At 54.6% G+C, this 22185-nt stretch carries 22 protein-coding genes; 9 read left to right on the forward strand and 13 right to left on the reverse strand.

Annotated features, from left to right (window positions below; all coding sequences use genetic code 11):
- Nucleotides 1–79: 79 nt before the first annotated feature.
- From hypF to ascG, 3 genes are all read right to left on the reverse strand, one after another.
- Nucleotides 80–2332: a carbamoyltransferase HypF gene (gene hypF / locus ACJHWT_RS15985; RefSeq protein ID WP_001107662.1), complete on the reverse strand. Its 2253-nt coding sequence runs from the start codon at nucleotides 2330–2332 to the stop codon at nucleotides 80–82.
- A gap of 152 nt (nucleotides 2333–2484) precedes the next feature.
- A complete protein-coding gene (gene hydN, locus ACJHWT_RS15990) occupies nucleotides 2485–3012 on the reverse strand; it encodes an electron transport protein HydN (RefSeq protein WP_001078777.1) in 528 nt (175 codons plus the stop codon).
- Between the two features lie 148 nt (nucleotides 3013–3160).
- On the reverse strand, nucleotides 3161–4171 hold the full coding sequence (gene ascG / locus ACJHWT_RS15995) for a DNA-binding transcriptional regulator AscG (RefSeq protein ID WP_032148775.1): 1011 nt from the start codon (nucleotides 4169–4171) through the stop codon (nucleotides 3161–3163).
- A gap of 259 nt (nucleotides 4172–4430) precedes the next feature.
- On the opposite strand from ascG, the gene ascF reads away from it, so the two are divergent.
- Nucleotides 4431–5888, forward strand: a complete 1458-nt coding sequence (gene ascF, locus ACJHWT_RS16000; protein WP_001107889.1) for a PTS cellobiose/arbutin/salicin transporter subunit IIBC — start codon at nucleotides 4431–4433, stop codon at nucleotides 5886–5888.
- Nucleotides 5889–5896: 8 nt separating this feature from the next.
- Nucleotides 5897–7321: a 6-phospho-beta-glucosidase AscB gene (gene ascB / locus ACJHWT_RS16005; protein ID WP_000110356.1), complete on the forward strand. Its 1425-nt coding sequence runs from the start codon at nucleotides 5897–5899 to the stop codon at nucleotides 7319–7321.
- Between the two features lie 157 nt (nucleotides 7322–7478).
- Here ascB and hycI read toward each other — a convergent pair whose 3' ends face one another.
- From hycI to hycA, 9 genes are all read right to left on the reverse strand, one after another.
- Nucleotides 7479–7949 carry a hydrogenase maturation peptidase HycI gene (gene hycI / locus ACJHWT_RS16010; RefSeq protein ID WP_000132947.1) on the reverse strand — a complete coding sequence of 157 codons (471 nt, stop codon included), beginning with the start codon at nucleotides 7947–7949 and terminating at the stop codon, nucleotides 7479–7481.
- Complete coding sequence (gene hycH, locus ACJHWT_RS16015; protein ID WP_001291918.1) at nucleotides 7942–8352, reverse strand: formate hydrogenlyase assembly protein HycH; 411 nt, start codon at nucleotides 8350–8352, stop codon at nucleotides 7942–7944. Before hycH ends, hycI begins: the two co-directional genes overlap by 8 nt.
- Nucleotides 8349–9116 (reverse strand): formate hydrogenlyase subunit HycG, encoded by a 768-nt coding sequence (gene hycG / locus ACJHWT_RS16020; protein ID WP_000067399.1) that lies wholly within the window; start codon nucleotides 9114–9116, stop codon nucleotides 8349–8351. Before hycG ends, hycH begins: the two co-directional genes overlap by 4 nt.
- Nucleotides 9116–9658, reverse strand: coding sequence for a formate hydrogenlyase subunit HycF (gene hycF / locus ACJHWT_RS16025; RefSeq protein ID WP_000493785.1), 543 nt, complete (start codon nucleotides 9656–9658; stop codon nucleotides 9116–9118). The genes hycG and hycF overlap by 1 nt, the downstream gene beginning before the upstream one ends.
- Nucleotides 9659–9667: 9 nt before the next feature.
- On the reverse strand, nucleotides 9668–11377 hold the full coding sequence (gene hycE, locus ACJHWT_RS16030; protein WP_001288122.1) for a formate hydrogenlyase subunit HycE: 1710 nt from the start codon (nucleotides 11375–11377) through the stop codon (nucleotides 9668–9670).
- A 17-nt stretch (nucleotides 11378–11394) separates the two neighbouring features.
- Nucleotides 11395–12318 carry a formate hydrogenlyase subunit HycD gene (hycD, locus tag ACJHWT_RS16035; RefSeq protein WP_000115226.1) on the reverse strand — a complete coding sequence of 308 codons (924 nt, stop codon included), beginning with the start codon at nucleotides 12316–12318 and terminating at the stop codon, nucleotides 11395–11397.
- A 2-nt stretch (nucleotides 12319–12320) separates the two neighbouring features.
- Entirely contained in the window at nucleotides 12321–14147 is a 1827-nt protein-coding gene (hycC, locus tag ACJHWT_RS16040; RefSeq protein WP_001274388.1) for a formate hydrogenlyase subunit 3, read from the reverse strand.
- Nucleotides 14144–14755 (reverse strand): formate hydrogenlyase subunit HycB, encoded by a 612-nt coding sequence (gene hycB / locus ACJHWT_RS16045; protein WP_001079186.1) that lies wholly within the window; start codon nucleotides 14753–14755, stop codon nucleotides 14144–14146. Before hycB ends, hycC begins: the two co-directional genes overlap by 4 nt.
- Before the next feature lie 124 nt (nucleotides 14756–14879).
- Nucleotides 14880–15341: a formate hydrogenlyase regulator HycA gene (gene hycA / locus ACJHWT_RS16050; RefSeq protein WP_000158056.1), complete on the reverse strand. Its 462-nt coding sequence runs from the start codon at nucleotides 15339–15341 to the stop codon at nucleotides 14880–14882.
- 211 nt (nucleotides 15342–15552) lie between these two features.
- Here hycA and hypA point away from each other — a divergent pair, with 211 nt between their 5' ends.
- The 7 genes from hypA to ACJHWT_RS16085 all read left to right on the forward strand — a co-directional run bounded on the left by hypA (nucleotide 15553) and on the right by ACJHWT_RS16085 (nucleotide 21795).
- Complete coding sequence (gene hypA, locus ACJHWT_RS16055; protein ID WP_001299100.1) at nucleotides 15553–15903, forward strand: hydrogenase maturation nickel metallochaperone HypA; 351 nt, start codon at nucleotides 15553–15555, stop codon at nucleotides 15901–15903.
- A 3-nt stretch (nucleotides 15904–15906) separates the two neighbouring features.
- Nucleotides 15907–16779, forward strand: a complete 873-nt coding sequence (gene hypB / locus ACJHWT_RS16060; RefSeq protein ID WP_000337665.1) for a hydrogenase nickel incorporation protein HypB — start codon at nucleotides 15907–15909, stop codon at nucleotides 16777–16779.
- Complete coding sequence (gene hypC / locus ACJHWT_RS16065) at nucleotides 16770–17042, forward strand: hydrogenase 3 maturation protein HypC (protein ID WP_000334881.1); 273 nt, start codon at nucleotides 16770–16772, stop codon at nucleotides 17040–17042. Before hypB ends, hypC begins: the two co-directional genes overlap by 10 nt.
- On the forward strand, nucleotides 17042–18163 hold the full coding sequence (gene hypD, locus ACJHWT_RS16070) for a hydrogenase formation protein HypD (protein WP_001212984.1): 1122 nt from the start codon (nucleotides 17042–17044) through the stop codon (nucleotides 18161–18163). Before hypC ends, hypD begins: the two co-directional genes overlap by 1 nt.
- Nucleotides 18160–19170, forward strand: coding sequence for a hydrogenase maturation carbamoyl dehydratase HypE (gene hypE / locus ACJHWT_RS16075; protein WP_001059916.1), 1011 nt, complete (start codon nucleotides 18160–18162; stop codon nucleotides 19168–19170). The genes hypD and hypE overlap by 4 nt, the downstream gene beginning before the upstream one ends.
- A gap of 73 nt (nucleotides 19171–19243) precedes the next feature.
- Entirely contained in the window at nucleotides 19244–21322 is a 2079-nt protein-coding gene (gene flhA, locus ACJHWT_RS16080; RefSeq protein WP_001696073.1) for a formate hydrogenlyase transcriptional activator FlhA, read from the forward strand.
- Between the two features lie 44 nt (nucleotides 21323–21366).
- A complete protein-coding gene (locus ACJHWT_RS16085; RefSeq protein ID WP_000301062.1) occupies nucleotides 21367–21795 on the forward strand; it encodes a molybdopterin-binding protein in 429 nt (142 codons plus the stop codon).
- A gap of 38 nt (nucleotides 21796–21833) precedes the next feature.
- Here ACJHWT_RS16085 and ACJHWT_RS16090 read toward each other — a convergent pair whose 3' ends face one another.
- Nucleotides 21834–22178 carry a nitrous oxide-stimulated promoter family protein gene (locus ACJHWT_RS16090; RefSeq protein WP_000015494.1) on the reverse strand — a complete coding sequence of 115 codons (345 nt, stop codon included), beginning with the start codon at nucleotides 22176–22178 and terminating at the stop codon, nucleotides 21834–21836.
- Nucleotides 22179–22185 lie beyond the last annotated feature (7 nt).

Consider the following 22185-nt stretch of genomic DNA (forward strand, 5'->3'; position numbering starts at 1 on the left):
CCGACCTACGGGGACGCACGTGTAGGCCGGATAAGGCGTTTACGCCGCATCCGGCAATGGTGTCCAAATGCAACACGCTTTATCCGTTCTGGACTTCACCCGCTAACCAGCGCGCCGCAGCAATAACCCCCTGCCCCAGAGACAATCCACCATCGCCCGCCGGTAAACTCTGCGGGAAGAGCAACGTAAAATCAGCAAGATAATGCGCCAGACGTGCACGCAGCAAACGGTTATGAATAACTCCGCCGCTAAATACCAGCGTAGTGATACCCCGCATCGTGGCCTGCTCACGCATCAACGCGGCAAAACCCTGCGCCAGCGCATCATGAAACGCCCACGCGCGTTGATTAACCGGAGCCTGCCAGCTCAGCCACTGCTGCCAGAAAGTGGCGAGATCCAGTTGATTGTCCACCAGCGGCATCGTCACCGGATGCGTCACGCCGTGGCACGAAGCCGCCAGCGCCTCCAGCGCACAAGCCGCTTCACCTTCATAACTTAACGTGGCTGGCGCACAGCCCAGTCCCGCCGCCACAGCATCGAACAAACGCCCACACGATGACGCCAGCGGCGCGTTAATTCCACGCTCAATGGCCCGCGCCAGCACGCTCCAGTTTTGCTGTTGCACACTTGCCGTTTCAGGGTAATTCTGCCACTCCGGCACAAAGCGCAGGCACTGCGCCAGCAGGTTACGCCACGGCTGCTTCGCCGCCAAATCGCCACCAGCAAGCGCCACCGCTGGCAAGCCGCCCAGGTGCTGGCATTCGCGATAGTTCACCCGCAGGCACTCGCCGCCCCATAAAGCGCCGTTCTCCCCCATACCGATACCGTCGAGCGTCAACGCAATGACATCACCGCCATCCAGCGGCCAGTGATGTTCTGCCAGACACGCCGCCGCATGAGCATGATGATGCAGCACCGTTTGCGTCGGCAGATTCATTTCGCGCGCCCACTGGCTGGAGACATAGCCCGGATGCGCGTCATGCACAACGTATTGCGGAGTGAAATCGTAGATGTTTTGCATCAGGCGTAACGCTTCGCGCCACTGCATCTGGATGCCATCGTCACTTAAATCGCCCAGATGCTGGCTCAACACCGCTTGTTCACCGCGCACCAGGCAGAAGGTATTTTTCAGATCCGCGCCGAGACACAGCACAGGCGGAACATTTTTAAAGCCCGGAGGCAAAGCCAGCGCATCCGGCACATACCCCCGCGAACGGCGCAGCATTTCGCCGCTTTCGCGCACCACCGAATCATCCATCCGCTGCACGATGTCGCGGTTATGTATCAAGAATCCGTCGGCAATGCCCTGCAAATCCGCCAGCGCCTGTTCGTTGCTGATAGCCGGTGGTTTACCGCTCAGGTTGCCGGAGGTCATCACCAGCGGGCATTGCAGTTCCTGTAACAGCAAATGCTGGAGCGGGTTCGCAGGCAACATCACCCCAACTTCGTTAAGGCCAGGGGCGATATCATCACAAAGCTCAGGAACGTATTTTTTATCCACCAGCACAATCGGCGCGGCGGGTGTGGTAAGCAACTGACGGGCAGCGTCTGGTAAACCTTCTGCCACTGGCAACATAACCGCCAGCGGTTTCGCCGGGCGATGTTTGCGCGCCCGCAGTGTCGCCACCGCGTTACTGTTACGTGCATCGCAGGCAAGATGATATCCGCCAATCCCTTTGATGGCGACAATGTTGCCCATTTTTAACTGTGCGATAGCTGCCTGTAATGCCGCCTCTTGTTCTGCATGTTCACCATGACTTACCCATTCAAGATGTGGGCCACACTCCGGGCAGGCCACCGGCTGGGCGTGGAAGCGACGATCGAGCGGGTCGCGATATTCTTTGTCACAGGCCGGACACAGCGGAAACGCCGCCATCACGGTAAACGGGCGGTCGTAAGGCATCGCGCGAATAATGGTGAAACGCGGACCACAGTGAGTACAGTTGATAAACGGATAACGCCAGCGTCGTTCGCCTGGGGTATTCATTTCGGCAAGACAGGCAGGGCAAGTCGCGGCATCGGGAACAATTTGCGTATTCATGGTGCCGCCTGTGCTCTGGCGTATAGTGAACTCGGTGGGCAGTTGTGACCAGATAAACGGCTCACGCTCGACGCTATCAATACGCGCCAGCGGCGGGCAGTGCTGATGCAACTGCACAAGAAACGTTTCCGGGTCTTCCAGCAGCCGGACTTCCACTCCATCGCCGTCATTACAGACATCGCCGTGAAGATTTAATTGCTGTGCTAGCTGCCAGACAAACGGACGAAAACCGACGCCCTGCACTTTGCCACGAATACGCAGTTGGACACCGCAAGATGTGTTTTTTGCCATTGAGTTATTCCCGCCATCATGAATTGCGTAACCCGCCCTGCCGGACACGACAGCGTCGTATCCGGCAATCACAGGTCGGCGATACCGCCCGCTCCGTATTCTACGAATATTTCCGGGAATTCCTTTGATGCCAGAACAGTTCAGTAAGATTTTTAGAACATCAGCGCCGTACGGCGACGTTTTTCTGCACTCAGTTGTTCAAGTTTATTACGATCGACACAAATCAGCGCATGGGTCGGGCAAGCCGCCATACACGCCGGGCCGTCTTCACGATGGTTACAGAGGTCGCATTTATTGGCTTCGGCTTTGTCAGCCCGTACATTCAGCCCCGCGCCGCTGTTGCGAATCACCGGACGTACCACCACTTCCATCGCGCCATACGGGCAAGCCACAACGCAGGTTTTGCAACCAATACAACGTTCCTGCATCACATGAACAAACCCTTTATCACGACTGATAGCACCATTCGGACAGACGTTAGCGCACGGTGCATCTTCACACTGACGGCAAACTGTCGCCGTGGAAATGTTCACACCTTTAATGACATGGATTCGCGGTAAAAAAGTTTCCGGGGTCAGCGATGCACAGTCCTGATTTTCCTGATGAGAAACCACGCACGCCACTTCACAGGTACGGCAACCAATACATTTACTCGCGTCAGCAATGATGAAACGGTTCATCAAATTCTCCAGCAATGACAGTTAATGCGCCGATACATTCACAAATCATGCCAGTTTTTAATTTACTGTTATTTAAAGAAATTAAATTCTGTAATGCAGGAAAAACGATGTCATCGACACTAGTGACGATGACATGTGATGACAATGTTTATCGCGAAAGAGCAATGAGGGAGTCGCGGCGGATCAGTTTTCCGCTGAAGGTTTTCGGCGGTGTGTAAGCACCACCATCGAGCATAAATATCAGCCGCCCAATTATTTCCTGAATCATCTCAGTCACCGGAATTTTTACGCTGGAGAGCGCCGGAACGGTGTAGGGGGCAATAGCGATATCATCGAATCCGATAACTGACACCTGCTCTGGCACCGCTACGCCGCGCTCGTGCAACGCTTTCATCGCACCTATCGCCATATCGTCGTTACTGGCAACTAACGCGCTAAATTTAGCCCCACGTTCGAGCAACGTTTCTACCCCTTCGGCCCCGCTGGCAGGCGTCCATTTACCGTTAGCGATAAGTTTTTCATTGAACGCAATACCATGCTGCGCCAGCGCGTCTTTATATCCGGCAAGACGTTCAATGCTGGTGGGGGAATCCATCGAGCCGGTAAGGAAAGCAATCTCCTGATGTCCGGCGGTTATCAACTCTGCCACGGCGTTAAAGCTGGTCTGTTTATGATCGCACCAGACGCTATGGCTGCTGTTTTTGCGCAGGCGGCGATTAAGCACCATTATCGGCTGACTGTGTGCGTCAATGATGTCATCAATCTCATCCACGCTTAAAAAGCGCGGGTAAATCATGATGGCGTCGCAGCGCAAATCCAGCAGATACTGAATCGCCTGGCGCTCTTCTTCGGCGCTATGTTTACCATCTGCCAATAGCAACTGTCGCCCTTTCTCTTCCGCCATTCGCGCGGCATGAAACAGTAATTCACTAAAATAAATGCCATGGTAAAGCGTGTTGGTCACGACCAGCCCCAGCGTCTGAGTACTCTTCGCCGACAGATTGCGCGCCAGCAAGTTTGGACGGTAACCGCTCTCTTCTACCGCCTGAAACACGCGATCTTTAGTCTCCTGGCTGACGTAGCCATTACCTGAAAGCACGCGGGAAACGGTCGCTTTTGAAACCCCGGCGCGCTTCGCCACTTCCAGCATCGTCGTCATCATTTTCATCCCTTTACACGTAATCAACGCAGTGTACTGCACCGTTTGCCGATTGTCCTTGCGCAATCGGCGGGAAAAATATTCAGGTGACCGGTTTCACAAATATAAAAAATGAACAATTAACTCTCTTGCTTATTTAGTGACAACTATTCATGATTTTGTGAAACCGGTTTCTTAATTCCGTTTCAGCATCGGCATTTTTCCGTCACGTCGACTGATAACTACTACATCTACCCTACTGATAACAGGATAAAATCCGATGGCCAAAAATTATGCGGCGCTGGCACGCTCGGTGATAGCGGCACTGGGCGGCGTTGATAACATCTCGGCAGTCACGCACTGTATGACGCGTTTGCGCTTTGTTATCAAAGATGACCAGCTTATCGACAGTCCGACGTTGAAAACCATCTCCGGCGTGCTCGGCGTGGTACGTAGTGACAACCAGTGTCAGGTGATTATCGGCAATACCGTTTCACAAGCCTTTCAGGAAGTCGTCAGCCTGCTGCCGGGAGATATGCAGCCCGCACAGCCCGTGGGTAAACCCAAACTCACGCTACGTCGCATTGGTGCGGGGATCCTCGATGCGCTGATCGGCACCATGTCACCGCTGATCCCGGCGATTATCGGCGGATCGATGGTCAAACTGCTGGCAATGATCCTCGAGATGAGCGGCGTGCTGACAAAAGGATCGCCGACCTTAACCATTCTGAATGTGATTGGTGACGGTGCTTTCTTCTTCCTGCCGCTGATGGTCGCTGCTTCTGCCGCCATCAAATTTAAAACCAATATGTCGCTGGCGATTGCCATCGCGGGTGTGCTGGTACATCCGAGTTTTATTGAGCTGATGGCGAAAGCGGCCCAGGGTGAACATGTTGAATTTGCCCTGATTCCGGTCACCGCGGTGAAATACACCTACACAGTGATCCCGGCGCTGGTGATGACCTGGTGCCTGTCATATATCGAACGCTGGGTGGACAGCATTACGCCAGCGGTGACGAAAAACTTCCTCAAGCCGATGCTGATTGTGTTGATTGCCGCACCGCTGGCAATCCTGCTGATTGGCCCGATTGGTATCTGGATCGGTAGCGCCATTTCGGCGCTGGTTTACACCATTCATGGTTATCTGGGCTGGCTTTCAGTCGCCATTATGGGCGCACTGTGGCCTCTGCTGGTAATGACCGGGATGCACCGCGTCTTTACGCCAACCATCATTCAGACCATTGCCGAAACCGGCAAAGAAGGTATGGTCATGCCGTCAGAAATCGGCGCTAACCTGTCGCTGGGCGGTTCATCGCTGGCGGTGGCGTGGAAAACAAAAAACCCGGAACTGCGCCAGACGGCGCTGGCTGCGGCGGCATCAGCCATTATGGCGGGGATTTCCGAACCGGCGTTATACGGCGTGGCGATCCGCCTGAAACGTCCGCTTATCGCCAGTCTTATCAGCGGTTTTATTTGCGGCGCGGTTGCCGGTATGGCGGGGCTTGCCAGCCACTCAATGGCAGCGCCGGGGCTATTTACCAGCGTGCAGTTCTTCGATCCGGCGAATCCAATGAGCATCGTCTGGGTGTTCGCCGTCATGGCGCTGGCGGTCGTGCTGTCGTTCATCCTCACACTGTTGCTCGGCTTTGAGGATATTCCTGTTGAGGAAGCGACTGCCGAGGCGCGAAAGCATCAGAGCGCACAACCGACCGTCGCCAAAGAAGTAAGTCTTAATTGAGGATGAAAATGTCAGTATTTCCAGAAGGTTTTTTATGGGGCGGCGCGCTTGCCGCCAACCAGTCTGAAGGTGCGTACCGGGAAGGTGGCAAAGGGCTGACCACCGTCGATATGATCCCACACGGCGAGCATCGAATGGCGGTGAAACTGGGGCTGGAAAAACGTTTTCAGTTGCGCGATGACGAGTTTTATCCCAGCCATGAGGCGACGGATTTTTATCATCGTTATAAAGAAGATATCGCCCTGATGGCAGAGATGGGATTCAAAGTGTTCCGTACCTCAATTGCCTGGAGCCGCCTCTTCCCGCAGGGCGATGAACTGACGCCCAACCAGCAGGGCATTGCTTTTTACCGTTCTGTCTTTGAAGAGTGTAAAAAGTACGGTATCGAACCGCTGGTCACGTTGTGCCACTTCGATGTGCCGATGCATCTGGTCACCGAATATGGCTCCTGGCGTAACCGCAAGCTGGTGGAGTTTTTCAGCCGCTACGCCCGGACCTGCTTTGAAGCATTTGATGGTCTGGTGAAATACTGGCTCACCTTCAATGAAATCAACATTATGTTGCATAGCCCGTTCTCCGGCGCGGGTCTGGTGTTTGAAGAAGGCGAAAATCAGGATCAGGTGAAATATCAGGCTGCGCATCACCAACTGATTGCCAGTGCATTAGCCACCAAAATCGCCCATGAGGTTAACCCGCAAAATCAGGTGGGCTGTATGCTGGCGGGCGGTAACTTCTACCCTTACAGTTGCAAGCCGGAAGATGTCTGGGCGGCGCTGGAGAAAGATCGGGAAAACCTGTTTTTTATCGATGTGCAGGCGCGGGGCGCGTATCCGGCTTACTCTGCCCGCGTATTCCGCGAAAAAGGGGTAACCATCGACAAAGCACCGGGCGATGATGAGATCCTGAAAAACACCGTCGATTTTGTCTCTTTCAGCTATTACGCCTCACGCTGCGCCTCGGCGGAGATGAACGCCAACAACAGCAGTGCGGCGAACGTGGTGAAATCGCTGCGTAACCCATATCTACAGGTAAGCGACTGGGGCTGGGGGATTGATCCACTCGGTCTGCGTATCACCATGAACATGATGTATGACCGCTATCAGAAGCCGCTGTTTCTGGTGGAAAACGGCCTCGGCGCAAAAGATGAACTTGCTGCCAATGGCGAGATTAACGATGACTATCGCATCAGCTATTTACGCGAACATATCCGCGCAATGGGCGAAGCGATTGCAGATGGCATTCCGCTGATGGGCTACACCACTTGGGGCTGTATTGATTTGGTTTCCGCCTCAACGGGTGAAATGAGCAAACGCTACGGTTTTGTCTACGTAGACCGTGACGACGCAGGCAACGGTACGCTGGCGCGCACGCGTAAGAAATCGTTCTGGTGGTATAAAAAAGTGATTGCCAGTAATGGTGAGGATTTAGAGTAAGTAACAGTGCCGGATGCGGCGTGAACGCCTTATCCGGCCTACATGTCGCACGAACCAGGTAGGCCCGATAAGCGCAGCGCATCGGGCAATCTGGCGTTTGCTATCAGTTCTGATTCCCTCATCAAGAACATCCCTGTCCTGATTCCTTACTGAAAAACTACTCTTCTTCCACCGCTAACTGCGCGAATCCGCCATTCCCTTCCCAGCCTTCCAGTCGTTGATAAACGGTTTCTACCGCATCTTTAATCGGCTGGGTCATCGGGTAGTAAAAGCCGACGATATCCGGCTGGATGCCGAGGAAAATCACTTCGCCAATGTCTTCTTTTAACTGGTCGATAAGGTAGTTCAACGGCATGTTATGGGTAGTCATCATAAACATCTCGGCGATATCATCCGGATCGATGATGCGGATCTCGCCGGGGTTTAGCCCCATATCCGTGGCGTCGACAATCAGCAGTCGTGTCGGGCGCAGTTCGCGAATAGCGACAATGTCGTTTTCCGGTGCACTACCGCCGTCAATCACCACCCAGTGACCTTTCGGCGCGGCGGCGCACTTTTCCGCCAGTAGCGGGCCTGCGCCATCATCGCCCATCATGCTATTGCCAACACAGAGTAAAACGTCAGTCACGCAATCTCCTCACCATCAAATAGATGGCGTTTTCCTGATGAATATCATGCAGCATACTTAACAGCATTGTACTCCATTCCTTCTGCTGCGAAGTTTGCGCTGCCCGGGCTTTATCGAATGCGTTGGCCAGCATCGGCACATGGTTAATGTCGATGACGATCTCACCATATTTCGGCACGCCTTCCATTTTGCGGCGGGCTTCGCTGCCCGCCTCCAGAGTGGCAATCCATGCCAGATATTCATCCCACGGACAGGTGAGCGCCGCTTCCAGGCAATCGATAACCCCAAGGTGGTGACCAATCGCCAGGCTGTAATAGACCACCTGCTGCGCCTCGGCGGGCGTGGCATCGTTCTCATCAATAAATTTACGGCTCAGTTGACTGAACACCACCTTTTCACTCATCGGATACGCGCCTCTTCAACAACATGATTCAGATGGCTGACAATCTCGTTCAGACGCGGATCGTTTTCCGCTTCCAGCCAGCGTGCAACCTGCTCTTCGCCCTGCCCTAACTGTGTCAGGAAGTCATCGGCAATCTGACGACCGTAACGATAACCTGCCAGGCGGCGTGCTTCGCGATCCACTTTCACGCGCAGCGGCTGCACCATATCGCCATGCAGGATCTCCGCCGGTTGTTCATCCTGCTCACCCGGCCCACGGGCGTGGATTTTCTGCTCCAGCAGGCCGAGCGCCATCGCAAAGCCGTACAGCGTGGCGGCAGGCGTTGGCGGGCAGCCAGGGATATAAACATCCACTGGAACGATTTTATCCGTACCGCCCCACACGCAGTAGAGATCGTGGAAGATCCCGCCGCTGTTACCGCAGGCACCGTAAGAGATACAGATTTTCGGGTCCGGCGCGGACTGCCACGCACGCAGCGCAGGGGATCGCATTGCACGGGTGACCGCGCCGGTAAACAGTAAAATATCCGCATGACGCGGTGACGGGACGACTTTAATGCCGAAGCGTTCTGCATCGAACAGCGGCGAAAGCGTGGCGAAAATTTCGATTTCGCAGCCGTTGCAGCCGCCGCAGTCCACGCGGTAAACGTAGGCAGAACGTTTGATTTTTTTCAGTAACGACGCCTTCATGCTGGCGATGGATTCATCCACCGTCATCGGGACCGGAATGCCGTTGGCGTCACGGGGGCCTAATAAATTGCTCATCAGATGGCCTCTTTCATATGGCGAGTCAGTTCAATACGGTCGGACGGCACCAGGCATTTCTGGCGCTTACATTCCGGGCAAGTCTCAAAGCTTTCGCGGTGGTTTTCCGCGCGGCTGTCGCCGTTGTGCTTAAGCAGCGCAATGGCGTAGTCGATCTCTTTCTGGACGGCGAAAGGACGATTGCAGACGCGGCAGTTGCACAGCGCGAAGCGGGACTGTTGGAGGAAGTCTTCTTTCTTCCACACCGCCAGTTCGTACTCTTGCGACAGTTTGATCGCCGCCGTCGGGCAAACTTCTTCGCAGCGTCCACAGAAGATGCAGCGCCCGAGATTAAACTCCCAGGCCAGCTCTCCTGTGGCGAGGTCGGTTTCAACCGTTAAGGCGTTTGACGGGCAGGCATTGACGCAGGCCGCGCAGCCGATGCACTGCTGCGGGTTCTGCTCTGGCTTACCACGGAAGTTTTTATCAACCGCAATCGGCTCCAGCGGATAAGACGAGGTCGCCGTGCCGGTTTTGATGACTTTTTTGATAAAGGTAAACATGGCGATTCCTTATTTCAGCGGCGAGTTTTTACGCTCAATGCTGTAACGCTCGAGTTCTTTGTACGGCACCACTTTGCTCTTCTTCTTACGCACATCGACCACGGTCATGCGGTCGGTACAGGAGTAGCAAGGGTCCAGGCTACCGATAATCAGCGGCGCATCGGAAACGGTGTTGCCGCGCAGCATGTAGCGCAGGGTCGGCCAGTTCGCGTAGGTCGCGGCACGGCAGCGCCAGCGGTACAGCTTCTGGTTGTCGCCGGTCATGCTCCAGTGGATATCGTCGCCGCGCGGCGCTTCGGCAAAGCCCAGCGCAAAACGGTGCGGAATGTAGGTAAAACCTTCTACCATCAACGGACCGCCCGGCAGGTTATCCAGACCGTAGTCGATCATGTTCAGCGCGGTATAGACCTCGTTGATTCGCACTTTCAGACGGGAAATAACGTCGCAGCCCTGCTCGCTGTGGACTTCCATTGGCAGCAGGCCATAACCGACAAACGGGTGATCGGCGCGAGTATCGCGGGCGTGACCGCTGGCGCGAACCATCGGGCCAACGTTACTGAAATCGCGGGCGATTTCCGGGTCCAAACGACCAATGCCGACGGTGCGCTGTTCCATGTTCGGTGTGCTCAGCAGCACATCCACCAGCTCCTGCACTTCACGACGCATCTGTTGTGCCAGCTGGCGGGTCTGGATCATGTCGTCTTTCAGCAGATCGCGACGAATCCCGCCGATCAGGTTCAGGCCGTAGGTTTTACGTGCACCGGTAAGGATCTCTGCCATTTTCATGGAGGTTTCACGCACGCGGAAGAACTGCATAAAGCCGGAGTCGAAGCCGGTAAAGTGACAGGCGAGGCCGAGGTTGAGCAGATGCGAGTGCAGGCGTTCCACCTCCAACAGAATGGCGCGGATCATCTGCGCACGTTCTGGCACCTGAATACCCATCGCGTTTTCCACCGACGTGGTGTAGGCGGTGCTGTGAGCAAAGCCGCAGATCCCGCACACACGGTCAGAGAGGAAGGTCACTTCGTTGTAACCCATGCGGGTTTCCGCCAGTTTTTCCATGCCGCGATGGACATAGAACAGGCGGTAGTCGGCGTCGATAATGTTTTCGCCATCGACGAACAGACGGAAGTGACCCGGTTCGTCGGAAGTAACGTGCAGCGGACCAATCGGCACGACGTTGTTTTTCTTGTCGCCCAGTTCGTTGATGAACTCGTAGGTTTCAGCATCGGTAGTCGGTGCCGGACGTTGACGATAATCCATGCTGTCTTTACGCAGCGGATAAAGTTCATCCGGCCAGTCATCCGGCAGCACCAGACGACGTTCATCCGGCAGCCCTACCGGAATCAAACCGTACATATCGCGCACTTCACGCTCGCCCCATACCGCCGCCGGAACGCGCGGCGTTACGGACGGATATTCCGGTTTGTTGGCGTCAACTTCAACGCGCACGGTTATCCAGCATTTGGTGCCCTTCTCCATCGACAGCACGTAATAAACGGCGTAATGACCATTCAGTTTACGTTCGTCGTTACCAAACAGCACCGACAGCCAGCCACCCTGCTTGTAATAGAGAAACTCCACTACTTCCGGCAGATAGTTCACCTTTACGGTGACAGTCAGCTGATCTTTGGTCTGCCAGGCGTGGTCCAGCACGACGCCAGGAAATGCCTCATTCAGCGCGGCGAGATAATGTTGACCTAATTTTTCTTCAGACATGCTCAAACTCTCTTTAATCACGCCGCCAGCAAGGAGACGAACGCTAAAAATGCAAAGCCAAACCCGGCCCAGGTAATGCGCGGAGTAATATCAAGACGCAGACGGGCCATGCTGTTTTCGAACAGCGCGATAACCAGGACGCCAACCACCAGTTTGACGATGGCAATCACCAGCGCCAGCAGCAGCCCACCGACGGTGAAGGTTTCCATTTGTCCCCACGGAATAAACACCCCGACGAACATCTGCAACACCACCAGCTGTTTCAGGCTGATGCCCCATTTCATGACGCCAAAGCCGCTGCCGCTATACTCAGAGAGCGGACCTTCCTGCAACTCCTGCTCGGCTTCCGCCAGGTCGAACGGCAGTTTGCCCATTTCGATAAAGGTGGCGAATGCACAGGCACAAAGCGCCAGCACCAGCGGGATGCTCTGGCTCAGCGGCCAGTGATAAACGGTGTCGGTGATGTTGCTGATGTTGGTGGAACCGGCAACCTGCGCCGCAACCCACAGACCAAGCAGCAGCATCGGTTCAACCAACACGCCAAGCATCGCTTCACGGCTCGCGCCGATAGCGGTAAACGGGCTACCGGTATCCAGACCAGAAATGGCAAAGAAGAAACGCGCGATGGCAAAGAGATACAGTAAAGTGATCAAATCGCCCAGTTGCGGCAGCGGAGAACCGACGGTCACCACCGGCAGCGCAGTGGCGATAGTCAGCATGACGCCCACCATCACATACGGCGTCAGGCGGAACACCCAGCCGGAGGCATCCGGGCCAACGCTCTGACGCCCCAGCAGTTTGATAATGTCGCGATACTCCTGCAACACGCCCGGCCCACGACGGTTATGCAAGCGGGCGCGCGCTACGCGGGTAATACCGGAGAGCAGCGGCGCAACGGCAAATAACACCAGCGCCTGAATTAACGGATATAAAACACTCATTCTCAGGCTCCTCGTGAAACAATAATCACCACCAGTACCGCCAGTTCAACCAGCGCCATCCGGCGGAACAGCAACGCACTCCCCTCGCACTGCCAGCCCGGCACCAGCGACACCGGATTCAGCCATTTGCGTAGTTTCAGCACCGGCGCAAACGCCTGTTTCACCGGCATGGCAAAACCGTGAGCGGTAATCACCATTGATTTTTCATGATCGTAGCCGCACACCCAGGCCGCGCCGCGGGAACGCGACGGCAAACGATCGCCTTTGCAAATCGCCATAATGATGAATGGCAGCAGCGGGCAGGCAATCAGCAGCAACGTGATCATGGGTTGAGAAACGGTGGTGTTAGCAGGCTCCAGCGGCAGAGGTACAGCAGCAGAGAGCATCGGCAGTAGCCACGGCGCAGCAACACCGCCAATTACGCAGCAAATCGCCAGTGCCACTACGCTTACGCTCATCAGGAGCGGCGCACAGGTGGCGTTTTCGGCCTCTTTGGTACGCGGCGCGCCGAGGAAAGTAACGCCATAAACTTTCGCCATACACATCACCGCCAGCGCACCGGTAATTGCCAGCCCCACGGCGAGCAGCGGCCCGAGAAGACGGGCAACAAACGCGCCACTATTGCTCAGTTTGAAGAAGGATTGATAGATAACCCATTCCCCGGCAAACCCGTTCAGCGGCGGCAGCGCAGCCATTGCCATCAGCCCGACTAACATGGCGATGGAGATAACCGGCATTTTCTTGCCAATACCACCGAGTTTTTCGATATCGCGATGACCGGTACGGAACCAGACGCTCCCCGCACCAAGGAACAGTACGCTCTTGAACAGGCTATGGTTAAGCAGATGGTACAGACCACCAACCAGACCAAGGGCAATCAGCGCCGGTTGTTCGAGCGCGATACCCGTTACGCCAGCGCCCAGCCCCAGCAGGATGATGCCGATATTTTCCAGGGTGTGGTAAGCCAGCAGACGTTGGATATTATGTTCCATCAACGCATACAGACCGCCGACGAATGCGGTGATCATGCCGAGTACCAGCAGTGCGATCCCCCACCACAGCGGTGCATTACCGCCCAGTAGTGACAGAGTTAAAATGCCCAGCAGGCCAATTTTCATGACTACCGTGGAAAACAGCGCGGCAGCTGGCGCAGAGGCGTTGGCATGTGCCTGTGGCACCCAGCCGTGCAGCGGAATAATCCCGGCCAGCAGGCCAAAGCCAATCACACCGAGCAGCCAGATATCGGAACCGAGCGGCAGCTGTTGCATACGCATATCCAGCAGGCGCAGATCCAGCGTGCCGTAACGCTGCCACAGCAGCCAGCAGGCAATCGCCAGCAGCAGAGTGCCAAGACGCCCCAGCGCAAACCACAGTTTGCCCTCTTTGCTGTTGCTGGTGAGGAACACCGCACACAGGGCCATGATTTCGGCCATTACCACGAACATGCCGAGGTTGCTGGCGATGACGGCGCAGACGGCGGCAGCCATCAACATATTGATCTGCAAGCCGTTGCACTTCACCTGCGCGTGGCGATGCCAGTCAATGTTGTAGAGGCTGACAAACAGACCGCATAGGCCGAGCGTAATCAGCCAAATCGCATTAAGCGGAGAGATTTGCACATCGTAGCTTACCAGCGACAGCGCACCGCTCACGCCAACCGCGCCAGTCAGCACTGTGAAGCCCGCGGCTGCCGTATACAGGCTACCAACCGCGCCGCCAATTCCGGCTATCCAGCCGCTTAGCGCCTTTTGAAAAGAAAAGAGAAATGCCAGAACAGCGGCGGCGACAAACCACGCCACGCCGCTATTGATCAGGGAAATTGCGCTCATTTAGCCTCTCCACTTTGAGCCTGCTGAAACAAGGTGAGATCGCCAAAATCCGTGTTAAAAGTCAGCTCACGCTTACGTTTGCTGACGCGGGCGATATCGGTGTTATCCACCAGATGCAGGGCTTTAGTCGGGCACATCCGCACGCAGGCCGGACCTTGTTCATCAAAGCTACAAAGGTCACATTTGACGGCGATCGCGCGAATACCTGGCACCCAGTCAAGCAATGTGCTGACACGCGCCGGAGCAGGCGGTGCCGGTGGCGCTTTCGGGGTATTGGCGTTTGCCGGAATATCCAGCGGACGGCTGCCGGAAAATTCAATTGCGCCAAACGGGCAGGCGATGCCGCACAGTTTGCAGCTTACGCACAGACTTTCATTCAACTGCACGGCCCCATCAACGCGGGTGATGGCGTTAACCGGGCAAACCACCGCACAGGGCGCATCTTCACAGTGGTGACAGAGCTGCGGCGCAGATTCTTTTTCATTGAGCATCACTCGCAGGCGCGGCATTGATTGCAGGCCGTGCTGGCGATGCGTCTCTGAACAGGCGGCCTCACAGGTGTGGCAGCCGATACAGAGCGTGGAGTCAGCAATTACAAAACGATTCACCAGGCATTCCTCAGGTGATTGTCATTTTTGACGAAAACATGCCGATGAAATGTCATTTTCGACACTCATCGACACGCCCATCCCCAAACAGGCGTAACGCCTGCAAAACGGGCAAAGCCTCAGCTCATGCTGCCGGGCTTTGTCCCTTTACCAGTTGGCTTAAATTCACCGGCACATTGTTTTCAATGGCGGTGTATAAGCTGTCGTAAACGCCAGCGATTTTTTCGAGATAGTGTTCCAGAACCTGTTCGCGATCGCGGATGTTGACCTTGCCATCAATCATGCCGTCAATGCTCAGTTGCGCCTGCGCAATCCGCTGTTTGTCTTCACCATCTTTTGTTTCGACGTAATACTCGATGGTGTGGCTGTTAAAGCCATCCGCCAGGGTGACGTAAATACGAAAATGTTCAAAAAGGACGAAACAGAGTTCTTTGTCCGGCGCGCAGCTCATGGCGTGATGCAGGCGCGCTTTCGATAACGTGATTCCCTGAACCAGCGAATTGCAGTAGATGTGCCACTGGTCCTGTAGGCGACGATGCCGCTGTGCGATGTAATCGGCTTTCTCGCTTATTTCCCAAATAGTCATTGTCAGGTTACCCGTTTAACAGAGATGCCAGCTTTAAGCATTTTTTGTGCCAACTTTTAATTTATTGTTATTAAAGCGATTTTTAAGCTAAAGATGAATTTCGTCGCCGTGTCGACGTGTCATTTCGACATCATCGACATTATTCACCGCAGGGATAATCAACACTGGCACAATTATTGCTTGTAGCTGGCAATAGTTAATGGGAGGCGATATGCACGAAATAACCCTCTGCCAACGGGCACTGGAATTGATCGAACAGCAGGCCGCAAAACACGGCGCAAAACGCGTAACTGGGGTCTGGCTCAAAATTGGCGCATTTTCTTGTGTCGAAACCAGCTCTCTTGCCTTTTGTTTTGATCTGGTTTGCCGCGGCAGCGTGGCGGAAGGTTGTAAACTGCACCTCGAAGAACAAGAGGCCGAATGCTGGTGTGAAACATGCCAACAGTATGTGACGCTACTGACCCAGCGCGTCCGCCGCTGTCCACAGTGTCATGGTGACATGCTACAGATTGTGGCAGACGACGGTTTACAGATTCGGCGGATAGAAATAGACCAGGAGTGAGCGATGTGTACAACATGCGGTTGCGGTGAAGGCAACCTCTATATTGAGGGTGATGAACATAACCCTCATTCCGCGTTTCGTAGCGCGCCATTTGCCCCGGCGGCACGCCCGAAGATGAAAATCACCGGCATTAAAGCGCCTGAATTTACCCCCAGCCAGACTGAAGAAGGCGACCTGCATTACGGTCATGGCGAAGCGGGCACTCACGCGCCGGGCATGAGCCAGCGTCGGATGCTGGAAGTCGAAATTGACGTGCTGGACAAAAATAACCGTCTGGCTGAACGCAACCGCGCGCGCTTTGCTGCCCGCAAGCAACTGGTGCTCAACCTGGTTTCCAGCCCTGGTTCCGGTAAAACCACCCTGCTGACGGAAACTTTAATGCGCCTGAAAGACAGCGTTCCGTGCGCGGTTATTGAAGGTGACCAGCAAACCGTGAACGATGCCGCACGCATTCGCGCTACCGGCACCCCAGCGATTCAGGTGAACACCGGTAAAGGCTGCCATCTTGACGCACAGATGATTGCCGACGCCGCGCCGCGCCTGCCACTGGACGATAACGGTATTCTGTTTATCGAAAACGTCGGTAACCTCGTTTGCCCGGCCAGCTTCGATCTCGGTGAAAAACACAAAGTGGCGGTGCTTTCCGTTACCGAAGGTGAAGACAAACCGCTGAAATATCCGCACATGTTTGCCGCCGCCTCGCTGATGCTGCTCAACAAAGTTGACTTGCTGCCGTATCTCAATTTCGACGTTGAGAAGTGCATCGCCTGCGCCCGTGAAGTCAATCCAGAAATTGAAATCATCCTTATTTCCGCCACCAGCGGCGAAGGGATGGACCAGTGGCTGAACTGGCTGGAGACACAGCGATGTGCATAGGCGTTCCCGGCCAGATCCGCACTATTGACGGCAACCAGGCGAAAGTCGACGTCTGCGGCATTCAGCGCGATGTCGATTTAACGTTAGTCGGCAGCTGCGATGAAAACGGTCAGCCACGCGTGGGCCAGTGGGTACTGGTTCACGTTGGCTTTGCCATGAGCGTAATTAATGAAGCCGAAGCACGCGACACTCTCGACGCCTTACAAAACATGTTTGACGTTGAGCCAGATGTCGGCGCGCTGTTGTATGGCGAGGAAAAATAATGCGTTTTGTTGATGAATATCGCGCGCCGGAACAGGTGATGCAGTTAATTGAGCATCTGCGCGAACGTGCTTCACATCTCTCTTACACCGCCGAACGCCCTCTGCGGATTATGGAAGTGTGTGGCGGTCATACCCACGCCATTTTTAAATTCGGCCTCGACCAGTTGCTACCGGAAAACGTTGAGTTTATCCACGGTCCGGGTTGCCCGGTGTGCGTACTGCCAATGGGTAGAATCGACACCTGCGTGGAGATTGCCAGCCATCCGGAAGTCATCTTCTGTACCTTTGGCGATGCCATGCGCGTACCAGGGAAACAGGGGTCGCTGTTGCAGGCAAAAGCACGCGGTGCCGATGTGCGCATCGTTTACTCGCCAATGGATGCGTTAAAACTGGCGCAGGAGAATCCAACCCGTAAAGTGGTATTCTTCGGCTTAGGTTTTGAAACCACCATGCCGACCACCGCCATCACTCTGCAACAGGCGAAAGCCCGCGATGTGCAGAATTTTTACTTCTTCTGCCAGCACATTACGCTTATCCCGACGCTGCGCAGTTTGCTGGAACAGCCAGATAACGGTATCGACGCGTTCCTCGCGCCGGGCCACGTCAGTATGGTTATCGGCACTGATGCCTATAATTTTATCGCCAGCGATTTTCATCGCCCGCTGGTGGTCGCTGGTTTCGAACCCCTTGATCTACTGCAAGGCGTGGTGATGCTGGTGGAGCAGAAAATAGCGGCCCACAGCAAGGTAGAGAATCAGTATCGTCGGGTGGTACCGGATGCCGGTAACCTGCTGGCGCAACAGGCGATTGCCGATGTGTTCTGTGTCAACGGCGACAGTGAATGGCGCGGCTTAGGCGTGATTGAATCTTCTGGCGTGCACCTGACGCCGGATTATCAACGATTCGATGCCGAAACACATTTCCGCCCGGCACCGCAGCAGGTCTGCGATGACCCGCGTGCGCGTTGTGGCGAAGTCTTGACGGGCAAATGTAAGCCGCATCAATGCCCGCTGTTTGGTAACACCTGTAATCCTCAAACCGCGTTTGGTGCGCTGATGGTTTCCTCCGAAGGAGCGTGCGCCGCGTGGTATCAGTATCGTCAGCAGGAGAGTGAAGCGTGAATAATATCCAACTCGCCCACGGTAGCGGCGGCCAGGCGATGCAGCAATTAATCAACAGCCTGTTTATGGAAGCCTTTGCCAACCCGTGGCTGGCAGAGCAGGAAGATCAGGCCCGTCTTGATTTGGCACAGCTGGTAGCGGAAGGCGACCGTCTGGCGTTCTCAACCGACAGTTACGTCATTGACCCGCTGTTCTTTCCTGGCGGTAATATCGGCAAGCTGGCGATTTGCGGCACCGCCAATGACGTTGCGGTCAGTGGCGCAATTCCGCGCTATCTCTCCTGTGGCTTTATCCTCGAAGAAGGATTGCCGATGGAGACACTGAAAGCCGTAGTGACCAGCATGGCAGAAACCGCCCGCGCGGCAGGCATTGCCATCGTTACTGGCGATACCAAAGTGGTACAGCGCGGCGCGGCAGATAAACTGTTTATCAACACCGCTGGCATGGGCGCAATTCCGGCGAATATTCACTGGGGCGCACAGACGCTAACCGCAGGCGATGTATTGCTGGTTAGCGGTACACTCGGCGACCATGGGGCGACTATCCTTAACCTGCGTGAGCAACTAGGGCTGGATGGAGAACTGGTCAGCGACTGCGCGGTGCTGACGCCGCTTATTCAGACGCTGCGTGACATTCCCGGCGTGAAAGCGCTGCGTGATGCCACCCGTGGTGGTGTAAACGCGGTGGTTCATGAGTTCGCGGCAGCCTGCGGTTGTGGTATTGAACTTTCAGAAGCGGCACTGCCGGTTAAACCTGCTGTGCGCGGCGTTTGCGAACTGCTGGGACTGGACGCCCTTAACTTTGCCAACGAAGGCAAACTGGTGATCGCCGTTGAACGCAACGCAGCAGAGCAAGTGCTGGCGGCGTTACATTCCCATCCATTGGGAAAAGATGCGGCGCTGATTGGCGAAGTAGTAGAACGTAAAGGTGTTCGTCTTGCCGGTCTGTATGGCGTGAAACGAACCCTCGATCTACCGCACGCCGAACCGCTTCCGCGTATATGCTAATAAAATTCTAAATCTCCTATAGTTAGTCAATGACCTTTTGCACCGCTTTGCGGTGCTTTCCTGGAAGAACAAAATGTCATATACACCGATGAGTGATCTCGGACAGCAAGGGTTGTTCGACATCACTCGGACACTATTGCAGCAGCCCGATCTGGCCTCGCTGTGTGAGGCTCTTTCGCAACTGGTAAAGCGTTCTGCGCTCGCCGACAACGCGGCTATTGTGTTGTGGCAAGCGCAGACTCAACGTGCGTCTTATTACGCATCGCGTGAAAAAGACACCCCCATTAAATATGAAGACGAAACTGTTCTGGCACACGGTCCGGTACGCAGCATTTTGTCGCGCCCTGATACGCTGCATTGCAGTTACGAAGAATTTTGTGAAACCTGGCCGCAGCTGGCCACAGGTGGGCTATACCCCAAATTTGGTCACTATTGCCTGATGCCACTGGCGGCGGAAGGGCATATTTTTGGTGGCTGTGAATTTATTCGTCATGACGATCGCCCCTGGAGCGAAAAAGAGTTCAATCGTCTGCAAACATTTACGCAGATCGTTTCTGTCGTCACCGAACAAATCCAGAGCCGCGTCGTTAACAATGTCGACTATGAGTTGTTATGCCGGGAACGCGATAACTTCCGCATCCTGGTCGCCATCACTAACGCGGTGCTTTCCCGCCTGGATATGGACGAACTGGTCAGCGAAGTCGCCAAAGAAATCCATTACTATTTCGACATTGACGATATCAGCATCGTCTTACGCAGCCACCGTAAAAACAAACTCAACATCTACTCCACTCACTATCTTGATAAACAGCATCCCGCCCACGAACAGAGCGAAGTCGATGAAGCCGGAACCCTCACCGAACGCGTCTTCAAAAGTAAAGAGATGCTGTTGATTAATCTCCACGAGCGGGACGATTTAGCCCCCTATGAACGCATGTTGTTCAACACCTGGGGCAACCAGATTCAAACCTTGTGCCTGTTACCGCTGATGTCTGGCGACACTATGCTGGGCGTGCTAAAACTGGCGCAATGCGAAGAGAAAGTCTTTACCACTACCAATCTGAATTTACTGCGCCAGATTGCCGAACGTGTGGCAATCGCTGTCGATAACGCCCTCGCCTATCAGGAAATTCATCGTCTGAAAGAACGGCTGGTTGATGAAAACCTCGCCCTGACCGAGCAGCTCAACAATGTTGATAGTGAATTTGGCGAGATTATTGGCCGCAGCGAAGCCATGTACAGCGTACTTAAACAAGTTGAAATGGTGGCGCAAAGTGACAGTACCGTTCTGATCCTCGGTGAAACTGGTACAGGTAAAGAGCTGATTGCCCGCGCGATCCATAATCTCAGTGGGCGTAATAATCGCCGCATGGTCAAAATGAACTGCGCGGCGATGCCTGCCGGATTGCTGGAAAGCGATCTATTTGGTCATGAGCGTGGGGCTTTTACCGGTGCCAGCGCTCAGCGCATTGGTCGTTTTGAACTGGCGGATAAAAGCTCACTATTCCTCGATGAAGTGGGCGATATGCCGCTGGAGTTACAGCCGAAGTTGCTGCGTGTATTACAGGAACAGGAGTTTGAACGTCTCGGCAGCAACAAAATCATTCAGACGGACGTACGTTTAATTGCCGCGACTAACCGCGATCTGAAAAAAATGGTCGCCGACCGAGAGTTCCGTAGCGATCTCTATTACCGTCTGAACGTATTCCCGATCCACCTGCCGCCACTACGCGAGCGTCCGGAAGATATTCCGCTGCTGGCGAAAGCCTTTACCTTCAAAATTGCCCGTCGTCTGGGGCGCAATATCGACAGCATTCCTGCCGAGACGCTGCGCATCCTGAGCAACATGGAATGGCCGGGCAACGTGCGTGAGCTGGAAAACGTCATTGAGCGCGCGGTATTGCTAACACGCGGCAACGTGCTGCAGCTGTCATTGCCAGATATTGCTTTACCAGAACCTGAAACGCCGCCTGCCGCAACGGTTGTCGCCCAGGAGGGCGAAGATGAATATCAGTTGATTGTTCGCGTGCTGAAAGAAACAAACGGCGTGGTTGCCGGGCCTAAAGGCGCTGCGCAACGTCTGGGGCTGAAACGCACGACTCTGCTGTCACGAATGAAGCGACTGGGAATTGATAAATCGGCATTGATTTAACAGATGTGGTTATACTCGATCAACATTCAATGAAAGGAGGCAGTATGGCAGTTTCAGCAAGAAATCAATTAACCGGAACAGTTAGCGCAGTAGCAATGGGCGCGGTGAATGACGAAGTAGAACTGACGCTGGCAGGTGGTGCAAAGCTGGTGGCAATTGTGACTCACAGCAGCCAGCAAGCGCTGGGTCTGGCGAAAGGGAAAGAAGCGATTGCCCTGATTAAAGCCCCGTGGGTCACGCTGGCAACGGAAGACTGTGGACTGAAATTCTCTGCTCGCAACCAGTTTGCTGGCAGCGTGTCGACAATCACCGAAGGCGCAGTGAACGCCACTGTCCATATCAAAACGGATGCGGGTTTTGAAATTGTGGCAGTGGTAACAAATGAAAGTCAGGATGAAATGAAACTCACCACTGGCTCGCGCGTTATTGCATTGATCAAAGCATCAGCCATCCTGATTGCCACCAAAGCGTAAGCGCCGTATTTGCCGGAGAGTATGGCTCTCCGGCAGATTTATTTCTTTGGACGATATTTTTCTGGCAACTCCGGCACCGGACGCTTGTCATCGATGAGATGACGCACGGTTAAGATCGGATGACGCCACAGCATTCTCGGCCCGGCCCAACGCATAATCTGTTTCATCTCTTCACGCTTTGCAGGCTGGTAACAGTGCACCGGACACTGCTTACAGGCTGGTTTCTCTTCGCCGAACACACATTTATCCAGCCGCTTTTGCGCGTAAACAAACAACGCCTCGTAATGCTCCGGCTCCGCTGACGCCTGCGGGCATTTCGCTTGATAAAGATCGATCATTTTTTTAATCGTCAGTTTTTCACGAGAGATACGCTTGCCGGACATGCTGCCT

The organism is Escherichia sp. WS338 (assembly GCF_046486405.1).
GTDB classification, from domain to species: domain Bacteria; phylum Pseudomonadota; class Gammaproteobacteria; order Enterobacterales; family Enterobacteriaceae; genus Escherichia; species Escherichia coli.

Excerpts from the sequence above, each read along its gene's own strand:
- hypF (WP_001107662.1), bottom strand. The coding sequence starts at position 2,332 with ATGGCAAAAAACACATCTTGCGGTGTCCAACTGCGTATTCGTGGCAAA.
- hydN (WP_001078777.1), bottom strand. The coding sequence starts at position 3,012 with ATGAACCGTTTCATCATTGCTGACGCGAGTAAATGTATTGGTTGCCGT.
- ascG (WP_032148775.1), bottom strand. The coding sequence starts at position 4,171 with ATGACGACGATGCTGGAAGTGGCGAAGCGCGCCGGGGTTTCAAAAGCG.
- ascF (WP_001107889.1), top strand. The coding sequence starts at position 4,431 with ATGGCCAAAAATTATGCGGCGCTGGCACGCTCGGTGATAGCGGCACTG.
- ascB (WP_000110356.1), top strand. The coding sequence starts at position 5,897 with ATGTCAGTATTTCCAGAAGGTTTTTTATGGGGCGGCGCGCTTGCCGCC.
- hycH (WP_001291918.1), bottom strand. The coding sequence starts at position 8,352 with ATGAGTGAAAAGGTGGTGTTCAGTCAACTGAGCCGTAAATTTATTGAT.
- hycG (WP_000067399.1), bottom strand. The coding sequence starts at position 9,116 with ATGAGCAATTTATTAGGCCCCCGTGACGCCAACGGCATTCCGGTCCCG.
- hycF (WP_000493785.1), bottom strand. The coding sequence starts at position 9,658 with ATGTTTACCTTTATCAAAAAAGTCATCAAAACCGGCACGGCGACCTCG.
- hycE (WP_001288122.1), bottom strand. The coding sequence starts at position 11,377 with ATGTCTGAAGAAAAATTAGGTCAACATTATCTCGCCGCGCTGAATGAG.
- hycD (WP_000115226.1), bottom strand. The coding sequence starts at position 12,318 with ATGAGTGTTTTATATCCGTTAATTCAGGCGCTGGTGTTATTTGCCGTT.
- hycC (WP_001274388.1), bottom strand. The coding sequence starts at position 14,147 with ATGAGCGCAATTTCCCTGATCAATAGCGGCGTGGCGTGGTTTGTCGCC.
- hycA (WP_000158056.1), bottom strand. The coding sequence starts at position 15,341 with ATGACTATTTGGGAAATAAGCGAGAAAGCCGATTACATCGCACAGCGG.
- hypA (WP_001299100.1), top strand. The coding sequence starts at position 15,553 with ATGCACGAAATAACCCTCTGCCAACGGGCACTGGAATTGATCGAACAG.
- hypB (WP_000337665.1), top strand. The coding sequence starts at position 15,907 with ATGTGTACAACATGCGGTTGCGGTGAAGGCAACCTCTATATTGAGGGT.
- hypC (WP_000334881.1), top strand. The coding sequence starts at position 16,770 with ATGTGCATAGGCGTTCCCGGCCAGATCCGCACTATTGACGGCAACCAG.
- hypD (WP_001212984.1), top strand. The coding sequence starts at position 17,042 with ATGCGTTTTGTTGATGAATATCGCGCGCCGGAACAGGTGATGCAGTTA.
- flhA (WP_001696073.1), top strand. The coding sequence starts at position 19,244 with ATGTCATATACACCGATGAGTGATCTCGGACAGCAAGGGTTGTTCGAC.
- ACJHWT_RS16085 (WP_000301062.1), top strand. The coding sequence starts at position 21,367 with ATGGCAGTTTCAGCAAGAAATCAATTAACCGGAACAGTTAGCGCAGTA.
- ACJHWT_RS16090 (WP_000015494.1), bottom strand. The coding sequence starts at position 22,178 with ATGTCCGGCAAGCGTATCTCTCGTGAAAAACTGACGATTAAAAAAATG.